The sequence below is a fragment of the Prevotella veroralis genome (assembly GCF_018127765.1).
Taxonomy (GTDB): Bacteria; Bacteroidota; Bacteroidia; order Bacteroidales; family Bacteroidaceae; genus Prevotella; species Prevotella veroralis.
The window spans coordinates 1,757,507-1,773,848 of the sequence record NZ_CP072330.1 but is presented as its reverse complement, the minus strand read 5'-3'; the positions used below and the strand labels follow the sequence as shown (position 1 = coordinate 1,773,848).

The following is a 16,342-nucleotide window of genomic DNA, read 5'->3' as shown; positions in this document are numbered from 1 at the left end:
TGTGTGCCGATAGGCATAGCCTTGGGGCGCACCCTCTGCTTAATAACAAGAAACGATATGAAGAAGATATTAATCTTAGCAAGTGTCGCACTGCTCCTTGCTTCTTGTGGTAGCAATGAATATGAAGAGTGGACTAAGCCACAGTATAGTCCAGAGGAGACTGCCAGCTCTGTGAAGTTCACAGTAGCCGAAGCACCCGCAATCGACTTCAATACGGTGACTGCCGACTCTGTCCTGCTCTTTACTCCATCAGTGGTTTCAACTGATGCCGTAGCTGCACAAACCTTGACTGCCGTACTTTCTAACAACAACAAGACGGCAACCTTGAATGTCAGCAATGCAGGAAAGGTAAAGAGTTCAGAACTTGTTTCTGCCATAGAGACCCTTTATGGTAAGAATGGCGACCAGCATGAAGTAGCCATAGCCGTAACCAATAAGATTAAACTACAGCGTGGCGAGGGCTACAATCTGTCGCAGAATGTAAAGGCAAAGGTCACCTGTATTGCTCCTGCCTTCACGCAGTATCTCTATATGTCAGGCGATGCTAACGGCTGGTCATTCAGTGATCCGCTCTATAGCCCAGCTACTGATGGCAAGTACACAGGCTTTATGTATCTCAATCAGAACGGCTTTAAGTTTGCTACCCAACAGAATTGGGATGGTACTGACTATGGTCAGGGACTTGTAGAGAAGGGTGCTAACATCGTTATGACAGAGCCTGCTGGCTTCTATAAGGTAGACCTTGATCTGACCACACAAAGCATTACTTACACAGCAATCAATAGTGTTGGTATCATCGGTTCTGCCACTCCTAACGGTTGGAGCAGCGACCAAGCAATGACTTACAATGCAGCTCAAAAGTGTTGGGAACTTAATAACATCACACTGACAACAGGTGAGTTGAAGTTCCGTGCGAATAGCGATTGGGTGTTAGATTGGGGCGGTTCATTGGATAACATCACCTTTAAGGGCGGTAATATCAATGTAACAGCTGGCAAGTACAACATCAAGTTGTATCTCTCTTGTGACAGCAAGTCACACTGCACAATGGAGCTTGTTCCATAGACGTTGAATACCTAATTATATATTTCGGGTGCGTTGGTTCAATCTTGACCAACGCACCTTTTTCTTGCTCCTTGTGTGCATCTGCCCTCGTGATAAGTGTGTTTCATTCCTGTTTCAGTCTATGAAACTCATCGTTTCAATAAATGAAACGTAGAGTTTCAATACATGGAACGCAGAGTTTCAGTATATGAAACGCATAGTCTCAAGCCTTGAGACACACTGTTTCAGGCTGTGAGACACATAGTTTCAAGCCCTGAAACACATAGTCTCAAGGCTTGAAACTCTCATTACTATGCGTTGGTAGTGATTGAAAGTATATTATTTTGAATCAGAGAGAGTCGTATCGTAGGGTGGAGAAAAGGGAGATGTGGGGATGTGATTGCCGTTAGTTGTGGTTGTGACCATACCCTGCTCGAAGTGCAAACGTTTGCATGAAAAAAAGAGTAAACCGTAAGCTGTATAGTAAGATAATGTGTTGTAAATCACTAACTTTGTGCTCATTGATAAGAATTAACTAAAAATTGAAATCTACATGAAACGTATTTTGACAAGTTTATGTGCCTCTTTATGTTGCATCTGTGCGATGGCACAAGGTTGGCCAAGCAGTTATGGCGGTGTGATGTTACAAGGTTTTTATTGGGATTCATTCGATGATTCGCAGTGGACAGTGCTTGAAAAGAAAGCCGACGACCTATCGGGTTACTTCGACCTTGTATGGGTTCCGCAGAGTGGTAAGGCTGCTGGCTCGAAGTCGATGGGCTATGATCCGCTCTATTACTTCAATCAGAACTCATCGTTCGGTACTGAGGCGGAACTCAAGAGTATGATTCGTACCTTCAAAGAGAAGCATATTGGGACGATTGCCGATGTAGTGATTAATCATCACGGAACGAATAATGGATGGTTTGGATTCCCTGCCGAGACATATAAGGGAGTTACTTATCAGCACCAGTCAACTGATGTCTGCGCTAATGATGATGGCGGAAAAGCGGGCGAACAGGCTCGGAAAGAGGGCGTGCAATTAAGTCGGAACAATGATGAAGGACAGGATTGGGGCGGTATGCGCGACCTTGATCATAATAGTCAGAACGTACAAACTATTGTCAAAGCATACGAAGATTACTTGCTCAATGACCTTGGTTATTCTGGTTTCCGATATGATATGGTGAAGGGATTTGGCGCTTCGCATGTTGGTGATTATAATACTGCAGCAGGCGTGAAGTACTCTGTTGGCGAGTATTGGGATGGTAATGCGAATACGGTAAAGGCATGGATTGATGGTACGGGAAAGCGTAGTGCCGCCTTCGATTTCGCCTTCCGTTATTCCGTTCGTGATGCTATCAATAGTCAGAATTGGGCTGTATTAGGCAACAGTTATACTACGGGTTTGAATGTTGATAATGGTGCTTACAAGTGTTATTCAGTGACTTTCGTTGAAAACCATGATGTTGAGTATCGCTCTGTATCAGAGCAACAAGACCCTATCCGAAGGGATACGTTGGCTGCTAATGCCTATCTTTTAGCTATGCCAGGAACGCCTTGTGTGTTCTATAAACATTATCTTGCTTATCCTAAAGAGATAAAGGCTATGATTGACGCACGCAAGTTGGCAGGGATTACTAACGAGAGTGCATATCAGCCTAATCGCTCTTCAAAGGATTATTATGCCAATGTTGTGAAGGGAGAGAAGGGCGATTTGCTTGTCGTTGTGGGTAAAGGTGCGAACCAACTGGATGTTCCTTCTTCACGTTATAAAAAGCTGTTGAGTGGTTATCATTACGCTTATTATCTTGCAAGAGAGGCTGAATTGCCATGGGCGGATAAGGCTAATGGAAGTTATGAAAGTGAGAACTTGAAGGTTAAACTGGTGGCTGTTTCTGCTGATGATAACGCTCAATTGGTTTATACCTTAGATGGTTCAACACCGACGATAGGTAGTGATAAGGTGGCAAATGGTACTGAAATTACATTGCCCGAGGGGAAGACTATATTAAAGGTGGCAGTGTTGTCGAATGGTAAAGTAGGGGAGAAGGTGCTCACACGCACGTATATGGTGAAGCAGCCGGAGCCTTTCGTTCCTCAAATTATCCGTGTTTACGTGAATACGGAGCAGGTGGGTTGGAACGATTATGTGAATATTCACTCTTGGGGTGGTACTCATGTCGGAACGTCTTGGCCAGGTGATAAGGTGACAAATAAGGCTACAGTGAATGGCAAGACATGGTTCTGTAAGGAATACACACTCAACAAGGCGAATGATTATGTCAACTTTGTTTTTAACATAGGGACGGCTACAACGGCTGCTAATAACCAGACCCTTGATATTGAACGAGTGAATAAAACCTCTTACTTTGTGGTTACAAGTACGAAAGAAGATGGGAAATATAAGGTGAATGATGAGACCTTTAGCGTGACAAAGATTGATAATGTACGTGGTAAAGAGGCACCAGTCAGCACCGATAACCATTATTACACCCTGTCTGGGCAACGCCTTTCTAAAGTGCCAACACAAGCTGGTATCTATATTCACAATGGTAAGAAGGTTATTATAAGATAGATAGATTAGGTTTTAGTTCATACTTTTAATTAATGTAGAAGTAATGGTTTTAGGTTTAAGTTTTTATGTTTGAATGGTTCAAAACAATATGTTTACTTAGATAACAAGTTTTGAATGACAATAAGCGAGGGCGTTCACAGCGGTGTTCGCCTTCCTTTCTTTTTATAATGTAAGTCGAATAGTACTTCTCTTATCCCTGCTCCTTTCTCCATTAGTCAGTGCTAATTGTTAAATAATGTAAGGCTTGTAATATTTACAAAGGATAGTTTCTTTTCTTCCAACAAATACTCTTAAATTTGCATCCGAACATTAATTAATAATTTATTATGGCGACAAGAAACGATGTATATAAGTGCCCAGAGACGGGTAGTTTAGTAGAAGTATTGGTTGGTGGAGAGTGTGAGTTAGGTAACTTACAACCAGTTAAAGAGAACACAACCGATGCTGCCACAGAGAAGCATGTACCAGTGGTTGAGAAGGTAGAAGGCGGTTATAGTGTTACAGTTGGTGAAGTTGAGCACCCAATGACAGAGGCTCATTCTATCCAATGGATCGAATTGATTACCGAAAACAACGAAGTTCTCCGTAAGTATCTCTCTCCAACAGACAAGCCTGTGGCAGTCTTCAAGACAGATGCTAAGGAGGTTTACGCACGTGAATATTGCAACCTTCATGGTCTTTGGAGATCAAAGTAAGTAAGAGCTTTAGCAGACATCAATAACTAAAGAGGGTACATAGACACCTTAATCAGGGTCTTATGTGCCCTCTCTCTTTATGGTCTATGAGTAAACTCGCTGTGTTATGGTGTTTAGGTAGGGGCTAATTCCCCTCTTTAAGAATAGTATGTGATTGTTAAGGCTTTGTTTTTAATAAACGAAAAAAGGAAGTTCTGTAATTGAGAACTTCCTTTTCTATGCGCTCCAGGATGGGCTTGAACCAACGACCCCCTGATTAACAGTCAGGTGCTCTAACCAACTGAGCTACTGAAGCAGTGCTTGTTTCTTGTAAGCGGTTGCAAAGGTAGTATGTTTATTTGTAACTACCAAATGTTTTGAGAAGATTTTTTAATTAAAGAGGAAAATCCTTTATTTTATCCTCGATATTATGTGTTTTCGATTATAATAATGTACTTTTGTTCCGTAGATAACCGCATAACTTACAAACAAAACATAAGTAATGAGAAAACTGTTTATAGTATTTAGTCTCTGTATTCTTACTTTCGGTGGTGCTGCGATGGCACAGAATAATACCGAAAAGGATCATAATTTTAAAGTAGCAAAGAATCTTGAGACCTTCTCCGCCATATATAAATACCTTGACTTGATGTATGTTGACAGTCTCAATGCAGATGAGGTTGTAGGCAATGGTATTAATTATATGCTTCATTCGTTGGACCCTTATACGGTGTATTACCCTGCAGATAAGGTGAAAGATCTCGACTTGATGATATCGGGTAAGTATGCTGGTATCGGTGCAATAATACGTTATAACTTTGCTATAAAGAATACGATTATTGATCAGCCATACGAGAATATGCCTGCTGCAGAGGCTGGATTGAAGAAGGGAGATATTATTCTTGCTATCGGCGATTCGTCTATGGTGGGTAAAGATGTATCCTATGTTAGTAACAGGCTACGTGGTGATGCGGGCTCACGGTTCGTCCTCACGATAAAGAGACCATCAACGGGAAAGAAGATGAAGTTTAAGATTACGCGTCGTTCCATCCAATTACCAGCAGTGCCATACTATGGCTTGCAGGATAATGGTGTGGGCTATTTAAATCTCAACTCTTTCACAACTGATTGTTCAAAGGACGTTCGTCGCGCCTTTCTTGATATGAAAAAACAAGGTATGAAGTCGCTTGTCTTCGACCTTCGTAATAATGGTGGTGGAAGTCTGCAAGAGGCTATCAATATCGTAAACATGTTTGTTCCGAAAGGTATCACATTGGTGAAGACCGTTGGAAAGATGGAACGCGCGAATAAGGAATATAAGACAACTGTAGAGCCAATAGATACAGTTATGCCAATAGTTGTTTTAGTGAGTGATGAGACCGCAAGTGCCAGTGAGATTACAAGTGGCAGTTTACAGGACTTGGATCGGGCTGTTGTTCTCGGTACACGAACATACGGTAAGGGACTCGTTCAGGTATCAATGGATCTCCCTTATAACGCCAACTTAAAGTTGACAACCAGCAAGTATTACATCCCTAGTGGGCGTTGCATCCAAGCTATCAATTATAAGCACTCTAACGGAGGCTATACCGAACATGTGCCTGACTCATTGACACATGTGTTCCACACAGCCAATGGACGAGAGGTTAGAGATGGTGGAGGTATTAAGCCAGATATCGAAGTACAACCTGACTCTCTACCTAATATTGCATTCTATCTAACGGCTTCTGGACGTGATTCAACCGAGGTTATGTTGAACTGGGAATTGAAGTATTTGAGAACACATCCTACAATAGCTCCAGCTAAGAACTTCGTTATCTCTGATGTAGATTACGCTGACTTCAAACAGGCAGTACTAAAGAGTGGCTTCAAGTATGACCGTGAAAGCAAGAAGTATTTAGAGGGTCTTGTGAAGCTCGCAAGGTTTGAAGGCTATTATGATGACGCTAAACCTGAGTTCGATGCACTGGAGAAAAAGCTCAATCATAACATTGCTAAGGATCTTGATTACAACAAGCAGACCTTAAAACAGTTGTTGACAAGTGATCTTGTTGCTGCTTATTACTATCAGAGGGGGGCAATGGAAAATGGCTTGCAGTTCGACAAACAATGGAAAAAGGCTGTAGAGTTATTGAATGATCCAGCTGCATATAAGAAAGTGTTACAGCCTTTAGTTGATTCTAAAAAGACTACCGAGACAAAATAAGGAATAATCGTTATAAGTAATAGACGATAGTTTTGAAAAGATTGAAGATACTCTCTGATGTTATCAAGGAGTATCTTTTTTGTTATAGATAGGCATTCTTATTCTTATAAAAGGGCGTTGGAGAGGTGAAAAATTAGTCTATTTTTATTTGATAAATAATTTGTTTAATGCTAATTTTTAGTCTATTTTCCTATTTTAAACAGCATCTTTTCAGAATTAGGTATATGTTTTTAAGAGGATTTGGAAGGCTTATCACAAAGATAATAAAGCGTGTGTCGGAAGGTAGGCGTATGGAGTTAGGCTTGTGTGATAGCGATGGTTGCCAATTACGTATATAATATGTATTAGAGCTACTTATACTTTAAGAAAATGCAGAAAACATTTGGCTTGTGTCGAATTTATTTGTAACTTTGCACACGTTCAGAGGAATGAGGGGCTTTCGATAGCTCCTCATTTTTCATATTAAAACGCTTATGATAGATAAAAACGTTGTAAAGAGTCTCGTTGACGAGTGGCTGGAAGGTAAAGAATACTTCCTTGTTGACATTCAAATAAGTCCAGATGACAAGATTGTTGTTGAGATTGATCATGCCGATGGGGTATGGATTGAGGATTGTGTAGAGCTGAGTAAGTATATAGAGGATCGCCTTTCACGTGATGAGGAAGACTATGAGTTAGAGGTAGGTTCTGCTGGTCTTGGTCAGCCATTCAAGGTTCCACAGCAGTATCAGAACTTCATTGGAAAGGAAGTTGAGGTGCTGGATAAAGACGGGAAGAAAGTTAAAGGCGTTTTGAAGAGCGTTGATGGCAATGATTTCATCGTTGCTGTCAATGAGAAAGTACAAGTGGAAGGAAAGAAGCGTCCTGTGAAGATGGATGTAGACCATGCGTACAAGATGGATGAAGTAAAGTATACAAAATATATAATAAGTTTCAAGTAAAGGCTATGGCAGCAAGAAAAGTAGAAGAAGAGCGTCCGAATATGATCGAGACCTTTAAGGAGTTTAAAGACACCAAGAGCATCGATCGTACAACACTTGTGAGTGTTTTGGAAGAGAGCTTCCGTAATGTTCTCGCAAAGATATTCGGTAGCGATGAAAACTTCGACGTGATTGTTAACCCAGACAAGGGCGACTTTGAGATTCATCGTAACCGTGTAGTAGTGGCTGACGGTGAGGTTAAAGACGAGAATAAAGAGATTAGTCTGACGGATGCACGTAAGATAGAAGCTGACTATGAAGTTGGTGAGGATGTTAGTGAGGAGGTCGATTTTAATAAGTTCGGTCGCCGTGCTATCTTGAATCTACGCCAAACTTTGGCTTCAAAGATCCTTGAATTGGAGCATGATTCACTATATAATAAATATAAGGATCGCGTTGGGCAGATTATTTCCGGTGAGGTTTATCAAACATGGAAACGTGAGGTCTTGCTTGTTGATGACGAGAATAACGAGTTGATCTTACCCAAGGGCGAGCAGATACCACGTGATCAGTACCGTAAGGGTGAGACCATTCGTGCGGTGATCCTGCGCGTTGATAACGAGAATAACAACCCAAAGATTATCCTCTCACGTACAGCACCTGAATTCTTGGAGCGACTTTTGGAGGCAGAAGTTCCTGAAATAGCAGAAGGCTTGATAGCCATTCGTAAGATTGCTCGTATGCCTGGTGAACGTGCTAAGATAGCTGTTGAAAGTTTTGACGATCGCATTGATCCTGTTGGTGCTTGCGTTGGTGTACGTGGTAGTCGTGTACATGGTATTGTTCGTGAGTTATGCAACGAGAACCTCGATGTCATCAATTGGACTGCCAATACTAAGCTCTTCATCCAACGTGCATTGGCTCCTGCTAAGGTTAGCAGTTTGACCATTGACGAGGAAAATAAGAAGGCGGAGGTTTACTTGCAACCAGAGGAAGTGAGCTTGGCAATCGGTCGTGGTGGTATGAATATCAAGTTGGCCAGTATGCTGACAGGTTATACTATTGATGTGTTCCGTGAGCTTGATGAACAGAATGCAGAGGAGGATATCTATTTGGATGAGTTCTCAGATGAGATTGATCAGTGGGTTATCGATGCTATTAAAGGCATTGGTCTTGATACCGCACGACAGGTATTAAATGCTCCACGTGAGATGTTGATCGAGAAAGCTGACTTAGAGGAAGAAACTGTAGATAACGTTTTGAACATCTTAAAGTCAGAGTTTGAACAGTAAAAGGTGATTGGTTGGTGGGTGATGGCTGTTGATGTATAGCTAACGGGTGTGACTATATTCAACTCCATGTTCGGAACCCCTCTCTACCAAAAGGCAATACAACAACCAACAACTAGCACCCAACACCGAATAAAATAAAGTTAATGAGCATCAGATTAAACAAAGCAATTCGCGAATTGAATATAGGACTTCAGACGGCAGTGGAGTTCTTGGAGAAGAAACAAGAGTTGGGGGAAGTTAAGAGTGACTTGAACTTCAAACTCAGTGATGAGCAGTATAATGCCCTTGTCGGAGCCTTTAAGAACGATAAAGAGGTGAAGAATGATGCAGCTAAACTTTTCCAGAAGAAGCCTAAAGAGAAGAAGTCTGCAACTGACCATAGGGCTGAAACGCTCCTAAAGGCTAATCGTCCGCAGTATAAACCAGTCGGAAAAATAGATCTTGAACAGCTTAATAAGCCGGTCAATAAGTCTTCTGTTGCTCCTACTGAAAAGAAGTCTGACCCTGTAGTTGCTACTGCCGTGAGTCAAGCGCAGGATAAGAAAGAGGCTGAAAAGGCTGTGAAAACCAAGAAGGTGGATAAGCCTGTAGTTAATGATAAGCCAGCCGAAAAGAAAGAGACGGTGAAGTCTGAAACATCTGTTAAGCCTAAGATGGAGAATCCTGTAAATACTTCTAAAGAGAAAAAGGTCGTTGACACAAAGGGTGTGAATACGTCTAAGGTGGAGAAGAAGCATGATGAGCCAAAGAAAGAAGTGAAAGCTGAAGTAAAGGCTGAGCCTGCTTCGACAACATCAAATACAACTACAAATTCTGAAGTAGTGGAGGATAAGAATGATAACGGACTGTTCCAGACCAAGAATGAGAAGAAGATGCTCAATACACCAAAGGTGAATGTATTGGGGAAGATAGACCTCAGTACGCTGAATCAGAGCACTCGTCCTAAGAAGAAGAGTAAGGAAGAACGTCGTAAAGAGCGCGAAGAGAAGGCTGGTCAGGGTAATGGTCAGGGCAAGAAGAAACGTGTTCGTATTAATAAGGAACGTGTTGATATCAATGCAGCCGCTAATCAGCAGCAGAACCAGAGTGGTAAGAAAGGTGGCAATAACGGCGGTAACAAGAATGGTGGAAAGAAGAATCGCAATCGTAATCAGAAACCTTTAGAGGTGGATGATGAAGCTGTAGCACGTCAGGTAAAGGAGACTCTTGCTCGTTTAACAAGTAAGAGCCAGAATAAGAAAGGTGCTAAATACCGTAAGGAGAAGCGTGATGCTGTACAGGAACGTCTCAATGCCGAGGCTAAAGCAGAGCGTAAGGAAAGTAAGATATTGAAGTTGACAGAGTTTGTTACCGTATCTGAGTTGGCTACAATGATGAATATCCCAGTAACAAATGTCATATCAACGTTGATGTCTGTAGGTATTATGGTTTCTATTAACCAGCGTTTGGACGCAGAGACTATCAACCTTGTTGCTGATGAGTTTGGCTTCAAGACAGAGTATGTCAGTGCAGAAGTACAGGAAGCTGTAAGCGAGGAGGTAGATGATGAGAACGACCTGGTTTCACGTGCTCCTATTGTTACTGTCATGGGACATGTAGACCATGGTAAGACCTCGTTGCTTGACCATATCCGTAATACTAACGTGATTGCTGGTGAAGCCGGTGGTATTACCCAGCACATTGGCGCCTATAGTGTGACATTGGAGAATGGTCGGAAGGTTACTTTCCTTGATACTCCGGGTCACGAAGCATTTACTGCTATGCGTGCTCGTGGTGCACAAGTAACGGATATTGCTATTATCATCATCGCTGCCGATGACTCGGTGATGCCTACGACAAAGGAGGCTATTGCTCATGCGCAAGCAGCTGGTGTGCCAATGGTGTTTGCTATTAATAAGATAGATAAACCAGGAGCTAATCCTGATAAGATACGTGAGGACTTATCACAGATGAATCTACTTGTTGAAGAGTGGGGTGGTAAGTATCAGTGTCAGGAGATCAGTGCTAAGAAGGGATTAGGTGTTAATGAACTTCTTGATAAGGTACTGCTTGAAGCTGATATGATGGATCTAAAAGCTAATCCTAACCGTAAGGCAACAGGTACGATCATCGAGTCATCTCTCGATAAGGGGCGTGGTTATGTTAGTACGGTACTCGTTTCTAATGGTACGTTGAAGATTGGTGATAACGTTATCGCTGGTACTTCTTGGGGTCGTATTAAGGCTATGTTCAATGAACGTAACCAACGCATTGAGAGTGCGGGACCAGCAGAACCAGCTATTATTCTTGGTCTGAATGGTGCACCAACAGCAGGTGATACATTCCATGTGATGGAGACTGAGCAGGAGGCACGTGAGATTGCTAACAAGCGTGAGCAGCTTCAGCGTGAGCAAGGCTTGCGTACACAGACTCGTCTTACATTGTCTGATATCTCTCACCGAATCGCTCGTGGAGAGTTCCATGAGATGAATATTATCGTGAAGGGTGATACCGATGGTTCTATCGAGGCATTGTCTGACTCATTCATCAAGCTGTCAACAGAGAAGGTGAAGGTGAATGTTATCAACAAGGCAGTAGGGCAGATTTCAGAGAATGATGTGATGTTAGCATCTGCTTCTGATGCTGTCATCGTTGGTTTCCAGGTTCGTCCTTCTGCTGATGCACGCCGTTTGGCTGACCGTGAGGGTGTTGAAATCAATACTTACTCTGTCATCTATGACGCTATCGACGATGTGAAGTCAACGATGGTGGGTATGCTTGACAAGGTGAAGAAGGAAATTGTCACTGGTCAGTTTGAGGTGAAACAAGTGTTCAAGATATCCAAGGTTGGAACGGTTGCTGGTGGTATGGTTACCGAAGGTAAGGTTCACAGCAAGGATAAAGGTCGTGTCGTTCGTGATGGTATCGTAATCCATACGGCTCCTATTGATGCCCTCAAGCGTTATAAGGACGATGTGAAGGAAGTCGCAACAGGGCTTGAATGTGGTATATCACTTGTTAATTACAACGACTTGCAAGTTGGTGATATCATCGAAACCTTCACGGAGATTGAGGTAGAACAGAAATTATAATAAGATAAAAAGAACCGTCTTTTCTCCATCAAAGGAGTAAAGACGGTTCTTTCTTTTTGGTAACAAATGTTGCTATTGTACTAGTGGCACGTAATTTGTCTACCTATACCATACATATATATTAGTATTGAGTTACAAATGTCAGAGAATAAAAATAATGAATTCGTAAAGAAGGTTGCAGAGCAAAAGTACGAGTTTGGCTTTACAACCGACGTACATACGGAGGTCATTCCGAAGGGTCTGAACGAGGATATCGTTCGACTTATTTCGCAGAAGAAAGGGGAACCAGAGTGGCTCCTCGATTTTCGTTTGAAGGCTTTCCATTACTGGGAAGCTCTCCCGATACCAACGTGGGGGCACTTACATTTGCCTGATTTGCATTTGCAAGATATCTCCTATTATGCTGATCCGTTGGCGAAGAAGCCTAAGAATAAGGAGATTGACCCAGAGTTAGAGAAGACTTTCGATAAGTTAGGTATTCCTTTGGAGGAACGATTAGCACTGAGTGGTACGGCTGTTGATGCCATTATGGACTCAGTGTCAGTGAAAACTACTTTCAAAAAGCAGTTGGCAGAGAAGGGAATCATCTTCTGTTCTATCGGTGAAGCAGTCAAGGAGCACCCTGACTTGGTGCGTAAATACCTTGGAAGTGTTGTTCCTTATCGTGACAACTACTCCGCAGCACTCAATTCTGCGGTCTTTAGTGATGGTTCCTTCGTGTACATTCCTAAAGGTGTCCGTTGTCCGATGGAGCTTAGTTCGTACTTCCGCATCAATGCTATCAATACTGGTCAGTTCGAACGTACATTGATTGTAGCTGATGATGATTCGTATGTTAGCTATCTTGAGGGCTGTACTGCTCCTATGCGTGATGAGAACCAGTTGCATGCTGCAGTAGTTGAAATCGTTGTGTTAGATAATGCTGAGGTAAAATACTCTACTGTTCAGAACTGGTATCCAGGTGATGAGAATGGTAAGGGTGGTGTCTTGAACCTTGTTACAAAACGTGGCGAACTGCGTGGAGTGAACTCTAAGCTGTCTTGGACACAGGTAGAGACAGGTTCGGCTATTACTTGGAAGTATCCTTCTTGTGTGTTGAAGGGTGATAACTCACAGGCAGAGTTCTATTCTGTTGCGGTGACAAACAACTACCAAGAGGCTGATACGGGTACGAAGATGATTCACATGGGTAAGAATACGAAGAGTACAATCATCTCGAAAGGTATCTCTGCCGGACATAGTCAGAACTCTTATCGTGGCTTGGTTCGTGCTACAGCCAATGCGGAGAACGCTCGTAACTACTCAAGTTGTGACTCTCTTCTCTTAGGTTCTGACTGCGGTGCACATACATTCCCTTATATGGACATCCACAACGATACTGCTATTGTTGAGCATGAAGCAACCACTTCGAAGATTAGTGAGGACCAACTCTTCTATTGTAATCAGCGTGGTATACCAACAGAGGATGCCGTTGGTTTGATAGTCAATGGTTATGCGAAGGACGTTCTCAACAAACTTCCAATGGAGTTTGCTGTTGAGGCACAGAAACTTCTCTCTGTAACTTTGGAAGGAACGGTAGGATAATATAACTGAATAAACAACATGCGAAAGCTCATTCTTATCACGTTTGGCTTGCTCCTTACAACAATGCTTCGAGCCCAGTCATGGCAGATAAAACCGTGGCAGAAGTATTTGATTGATGAGCAAGTGAAGCAAGATACGGCGATTACATGCCGGTCAGTGATGGGGTTACCGTATACACCCAAGCCCTTTGATACTCGCCTCTATCGTACAGTTACGGGCTCGGAGATGATAGGCAACTTACCACGTTACAAGAAGAAGTCGAAGTCTATCTTTGGTGATAGCGATCCTTCTCAGTCCGTATTTGCCGAGCAAGATGCAGCTACCGAGCGTGCTCGTATGGTAGAGGGAGATCATGATTCTGGATTCGGTTTCTTCTCTGCTATTTTGTCAACTGTCGCTGATATAATAGATTACAATCTTAAAGTAAAGAATAAATAATATGTTAGAAGTAAGAAACCTGCATGCTACCATCGCAGGAAAAGAAATATTAAAAGGTATCAACCTCACGATAAAAGATGGTGAGGTGCATGCTATCATGGGACCTAATGGTTCGGGTAAATCAACACTGAGTGCCGTACTGACGGGTAATCCTCTCTATGAGGTGACCGATGGTATGGCTATTTTTAATGGCAAAAACCTATTGGAGATGAAGCCAGAAGACCGCTCTCACGAGGGTTTGTTCCTCTCTTTCCAATATCCTGTTGAGATACCAGGCGTGAGTATGACCAACTTCATGAAGGCTGCTATCAATGCAAAGCGTGCCTATGAAGGATTAGATCCAATGAAGGCTGCTGAGTTTATGGCTCTCATGCGTGAGAAACGTCAGTTGGTGGGGATGGACTCCACACTCTCTCGCCGTAGTGTAAACGAAGGGTTCTCTGGTGGTGAGAAGAAGCGTAATGAGATTTTCCAGATGGCAATGTTAGAACCAAAACTCAGTATTTTAGATGAGACTGACTCTGGTCTTGACGTTGATGCTATGCGCATTGTAGCTGATGGCGTTAACAAGATGCACACTGATAAAACCTCATACATCGTCATCACGCACTATGAGCGACTGCTTGATATGATTAAACCAGACGTTGTTCACGTGCTTTATAAAGGTCGTATCGTGAAGACGGCTGGTCCAGAATTGGCGAAGGAGATTGAACAACGCGGTTACGATTGGATAAAGGAAGAAGTGGATAACGACTGATAACGTCATGTAAGAAAAAGTATTTACATAATGGAGCGAGTAGGAAAAGAGTTAGTAGAGAATTCAAATTGTCCTATAAGAGATTTTTGATTATCTGTAAGATAATGGTTCTCAACGAGTTATAAAACCTCTTTTTAGGTCATAATAAATGGTCAAAAAGGATTACAAAGACTACTCTTTCATTGCTCCAAAACTTCTTAAAACAAACATGCAAAGCGAAAAACAATATATAGACCTCTATACAGAGGCGCAGCAAATCATAAAGGATCACGCTGCTCCTGTGATGAATGAGGTGCGCGATAAGGCTTTTGACGATTTCCGTCGGCTGGGCTTTCCATCAAAGAAGGTGGAACGCTATAAGTACACGGACATGCAAAAGCTATTCGAACCAGACTATGGTTTGAACCTCAACAGGCTTGAAATACCCGTTGATCCATACGAGACATTCAAGTGTGATGTGCCCAATCTCAGTACTTCTCTTTATTTTATAGTCAACGATCAGTTCTATACAAAGGCTCTCCCAAAGGCAAAACTCAATGATGGAGTTGTCATTGACAGTTTGAACCATGTGGCTATTGAGCATCCAGAATTGGTGAGTAAGTATTATGGAAAGCTGGCTGATACTGAGAAAGATGCTGTTACGGCACTGAATACGATGTTAGCACAAGACGGACTCTTCATCTATGTGCCTAAGAATGTGCAACTTGACCGTACGGTGCAGGTAATAAATATCCTCCGTTCAGATGTTGACTTGATGGTCAATCGTCGTGTACTTATTGTGCTCGAAGAAGGTGCTAAGGCTCAATTCCTCTTCTGTGACCACGCAGCTGACGACCGGAACTTCCTTGCAACACAGGTGATCGAAGCCTTTGTGGGCGATAATGCGAACCTGGAACTGAACTGCATGGAAGAGACACATGCCAAGAATGTGCGTGTTTCGAATGTTTATATCGAACAGCAACGCAATTCACGTGCAAGTCATAACGTCATTACGTTGCACAATGGAGTAACCCGAAACATGCTCGACCTTGTCTTTAAAGGTGAGGGCAGTGAGTGTTTCTGCAATGGTTGTGTGATAGCTGACAAGAATCAGCATGTTGATAACAACACACTTATCGACCATCAAGTGCCTCATTGTATAAGCAACGAACTCTATAAATACGTACTCGACGAGAATGCTGTGGGTGCTTTTGCAGGTCGTGTACTCGTTCGTAAGGGTGCACAGAAGACACTCTCACAGGAGAATAACCGTAACCTCTGCGCCAGCAAGACTGCCAGAATGTTCACGCAGCCAATGCTTGAGATCTATGCTGATGATGTTCAGTGTAATCATGGCTCAACGGTAGGACAGCTCAATGATGCCGCTCTCTTCTATATGGAGCAGCGTGGTATCGACAGAAAAGAAGCTAAACTCCTCCTTGAGTTTGCCTTTATCAATGAAGTCATCGACAAGATGGAACTCGAACCACTGCGTGATCGCCTCCACCATTTGGTAGAAAAGCGCTTCCGTGGTGAACTTGATAAGTGCGAAGGGTGCAACTTGTGTAAGTAAATACCCACCCCTTACCCTCCCGAAGGGAGGGAGATTGATATGATAGTGAGGGCGAGGGAACCCTAAGGGGTTATTTCCGAAAGAACTTATGAAACTTCTCTTCTGTTGAAAACGAGTAGGAAGTTGAGTATTAGAAATTATATAACAATAATAACATATCCATCTCCCTTCCCTTGAAGAGGGATAGTTTTGCGTCTCAAGAGACTATATAGTAATAATAACATAC

11 protein-coding genes and 1 tRNA gene are annotated in these 16,342 nt (G+C 42.5%); 11 read left to right on the top strand and 1 reads right to left on the bottom strand.

The features are described from left to right. The first annotated feature begins 57 nt into the window (after positions 1 to 57). The 3 genes from J5A55_RS07530 to J5A55_RS07520 all read left to right on the top strand — a co-directional run bounded on the left by J5A55_RS07530 (position 58) and on the right by J5A55_RS07520 (position 4,317). Complete coding sequence (locus J5A55_RS07530) at positions 58 to 1,065, top strand: Outer membrane protein SusF domain-containing protein (protein ID WP_004382872.1); 1,008 nt, start codon at positions 58 to 60, stop codon at positions 1,063 to 1,065. Positions 1,066 to 1,597: 532 nt separating this feature from the next. Beyond that, positions 1,598 to 3,622 carry an alpha-amylase family glycosyl hydrolase gene (locus tag J5A55_RS07525; RefSeq protein WP_039851172.1) on the top strand — a complete coding sequence of 675 codons (2,025 nt, stop codon included), beginning with the start codon at positions 1,598 to 1,600 and terminating at the stop codon, positions 3,620 to 3,622. A 326-nt stretch (positions 3,623 to 3,948) separates the two neighbouring features. Next, positions 3,949 to 4,317, top strand: a complete 369-nt coding sequence (locus tag J5A55_RS07520; protein ID WP_004382869.1) for a desulfoferrodoxin family protein — start codon at positions 3,949 to 3,951, stop codon at positions 4,315 to 4,317. 221 nt (positions 4,318 to 4,538) lie between these two features. On the opposite strand, the gene J5A55_RS07515 is transcribed toward J5A55_RS07520, so the two are convergent. Then, positions 4,539 to 4,612, bottom strand: a tRNA-Asn gene (locus J5A55_RS07515). A 186-nt stretch (positions 4,613 to 4,798) separates the two neighbouring features. On the opposite strand from J5A55_RS07515, the gene J5A55_RS07510 reads away from it, so the two are divergent. From J5A55_RS07510 to sufD, 8 genes are all read left to right on the top strand, one after another. Next, positions 4,799 to 6,502 (top strand): S41 family peptidase, encoded by a 1,704-nt coding sequence (locus tag J5A55_RS07510; protein ID WP_004382868.1) that lies wholly within the window; start codon positions 4,799 to 4,801, stop codon positions 6,500 to 6,502. A gap of 473 nt (positions 6,503 to 6,975) precedes the next feature. After that, complete coding sequence (gene rimP, locus J5A55_RS07505; RefSeq protein WP_004382867.1) at positions 6,976 to 7,443, top strand: ribosome assembly cofactor RimP; 468 nt, start codon at positions 6,976 to 6,978, stop codon at positions 7,441 to 7,443. Between the two features lie 5 nt (positions 7,444 to 7,448). After that, entirely contained in the window at positions 7,449 to 8,714 is a 1,266-nt protein-coding gene (gene nusA / locus J5A55_RS07500; RefSeq protein ID WP_004382866.1) for a transcription termination factor NusA, read from the top strand. 143 nt (positions 8,715 to 8,857) lie between these two features. Next, complete coding sequence (infB, locus tag J5A55_RS07495) at positions 8,858 to 11,785, top strand: translation initiation factor IF-2 (protein WP_004382865.1); 2,928 nt, start codon at positions 8,858 to 8,860, stop codon at positions 11,783 to 11,785. 138 nt (positions 11,786 to 11,923) lie between these two features. After that, the gene (gene sufB / locus J5A55_RS07490) at positions 11,924 to 13,369 is read left to right on the top strand and encodes a Fe-S cluster assembly protein SufB (RefSeq protein WP_004382864.1); all 1,446 of its coding nucleotides are present in this window, start codon (positions 11,924 to 11,926) and stop codon (positions 13,367 to 13,369) included. Positions 13,370 to 13,387: 18 nt separating this feature from the next. Then, on the top strand, positions 13,388 to 13,807 hold the full coding sequence (locus J5A55_RS07485) for a hypothetical protein (protein WP_004382863.1): 420 nt from the start codon (positions 13,388 to 13,390) through the stop codon (positions 13,805 to 13,807). A gap of 1 nt (position 13,808) precedes the next feature. Beyond that, positions 13,809 to 14,564, top strand: coding sequence for a Fe-S cluster assembly ATPase SufC (gene sufC, locus J5A55_RS07480; protein ID WP_004382862.1), 756 nt, complete (start codon positions 13,809 to 13,811; stop codon positions 14,562 to 14,564). A gap of 208 nt (positions 14,565 to 14,772) precedes the next feature. Further along, positions 14,773 to 16,116, top strand: a complete 1,344-nt coding sequence (sufD, locus tag J5A55_RS07475; protein ID WP_039851276.1) for a Fe-S cluster assembly protein SufD — start codon at positions 14,773 to 14,775, stop codon at positions 16,114 to 16,116. Positions 16,117 to 16,342 lie beyond the last annotated feature (226 nt).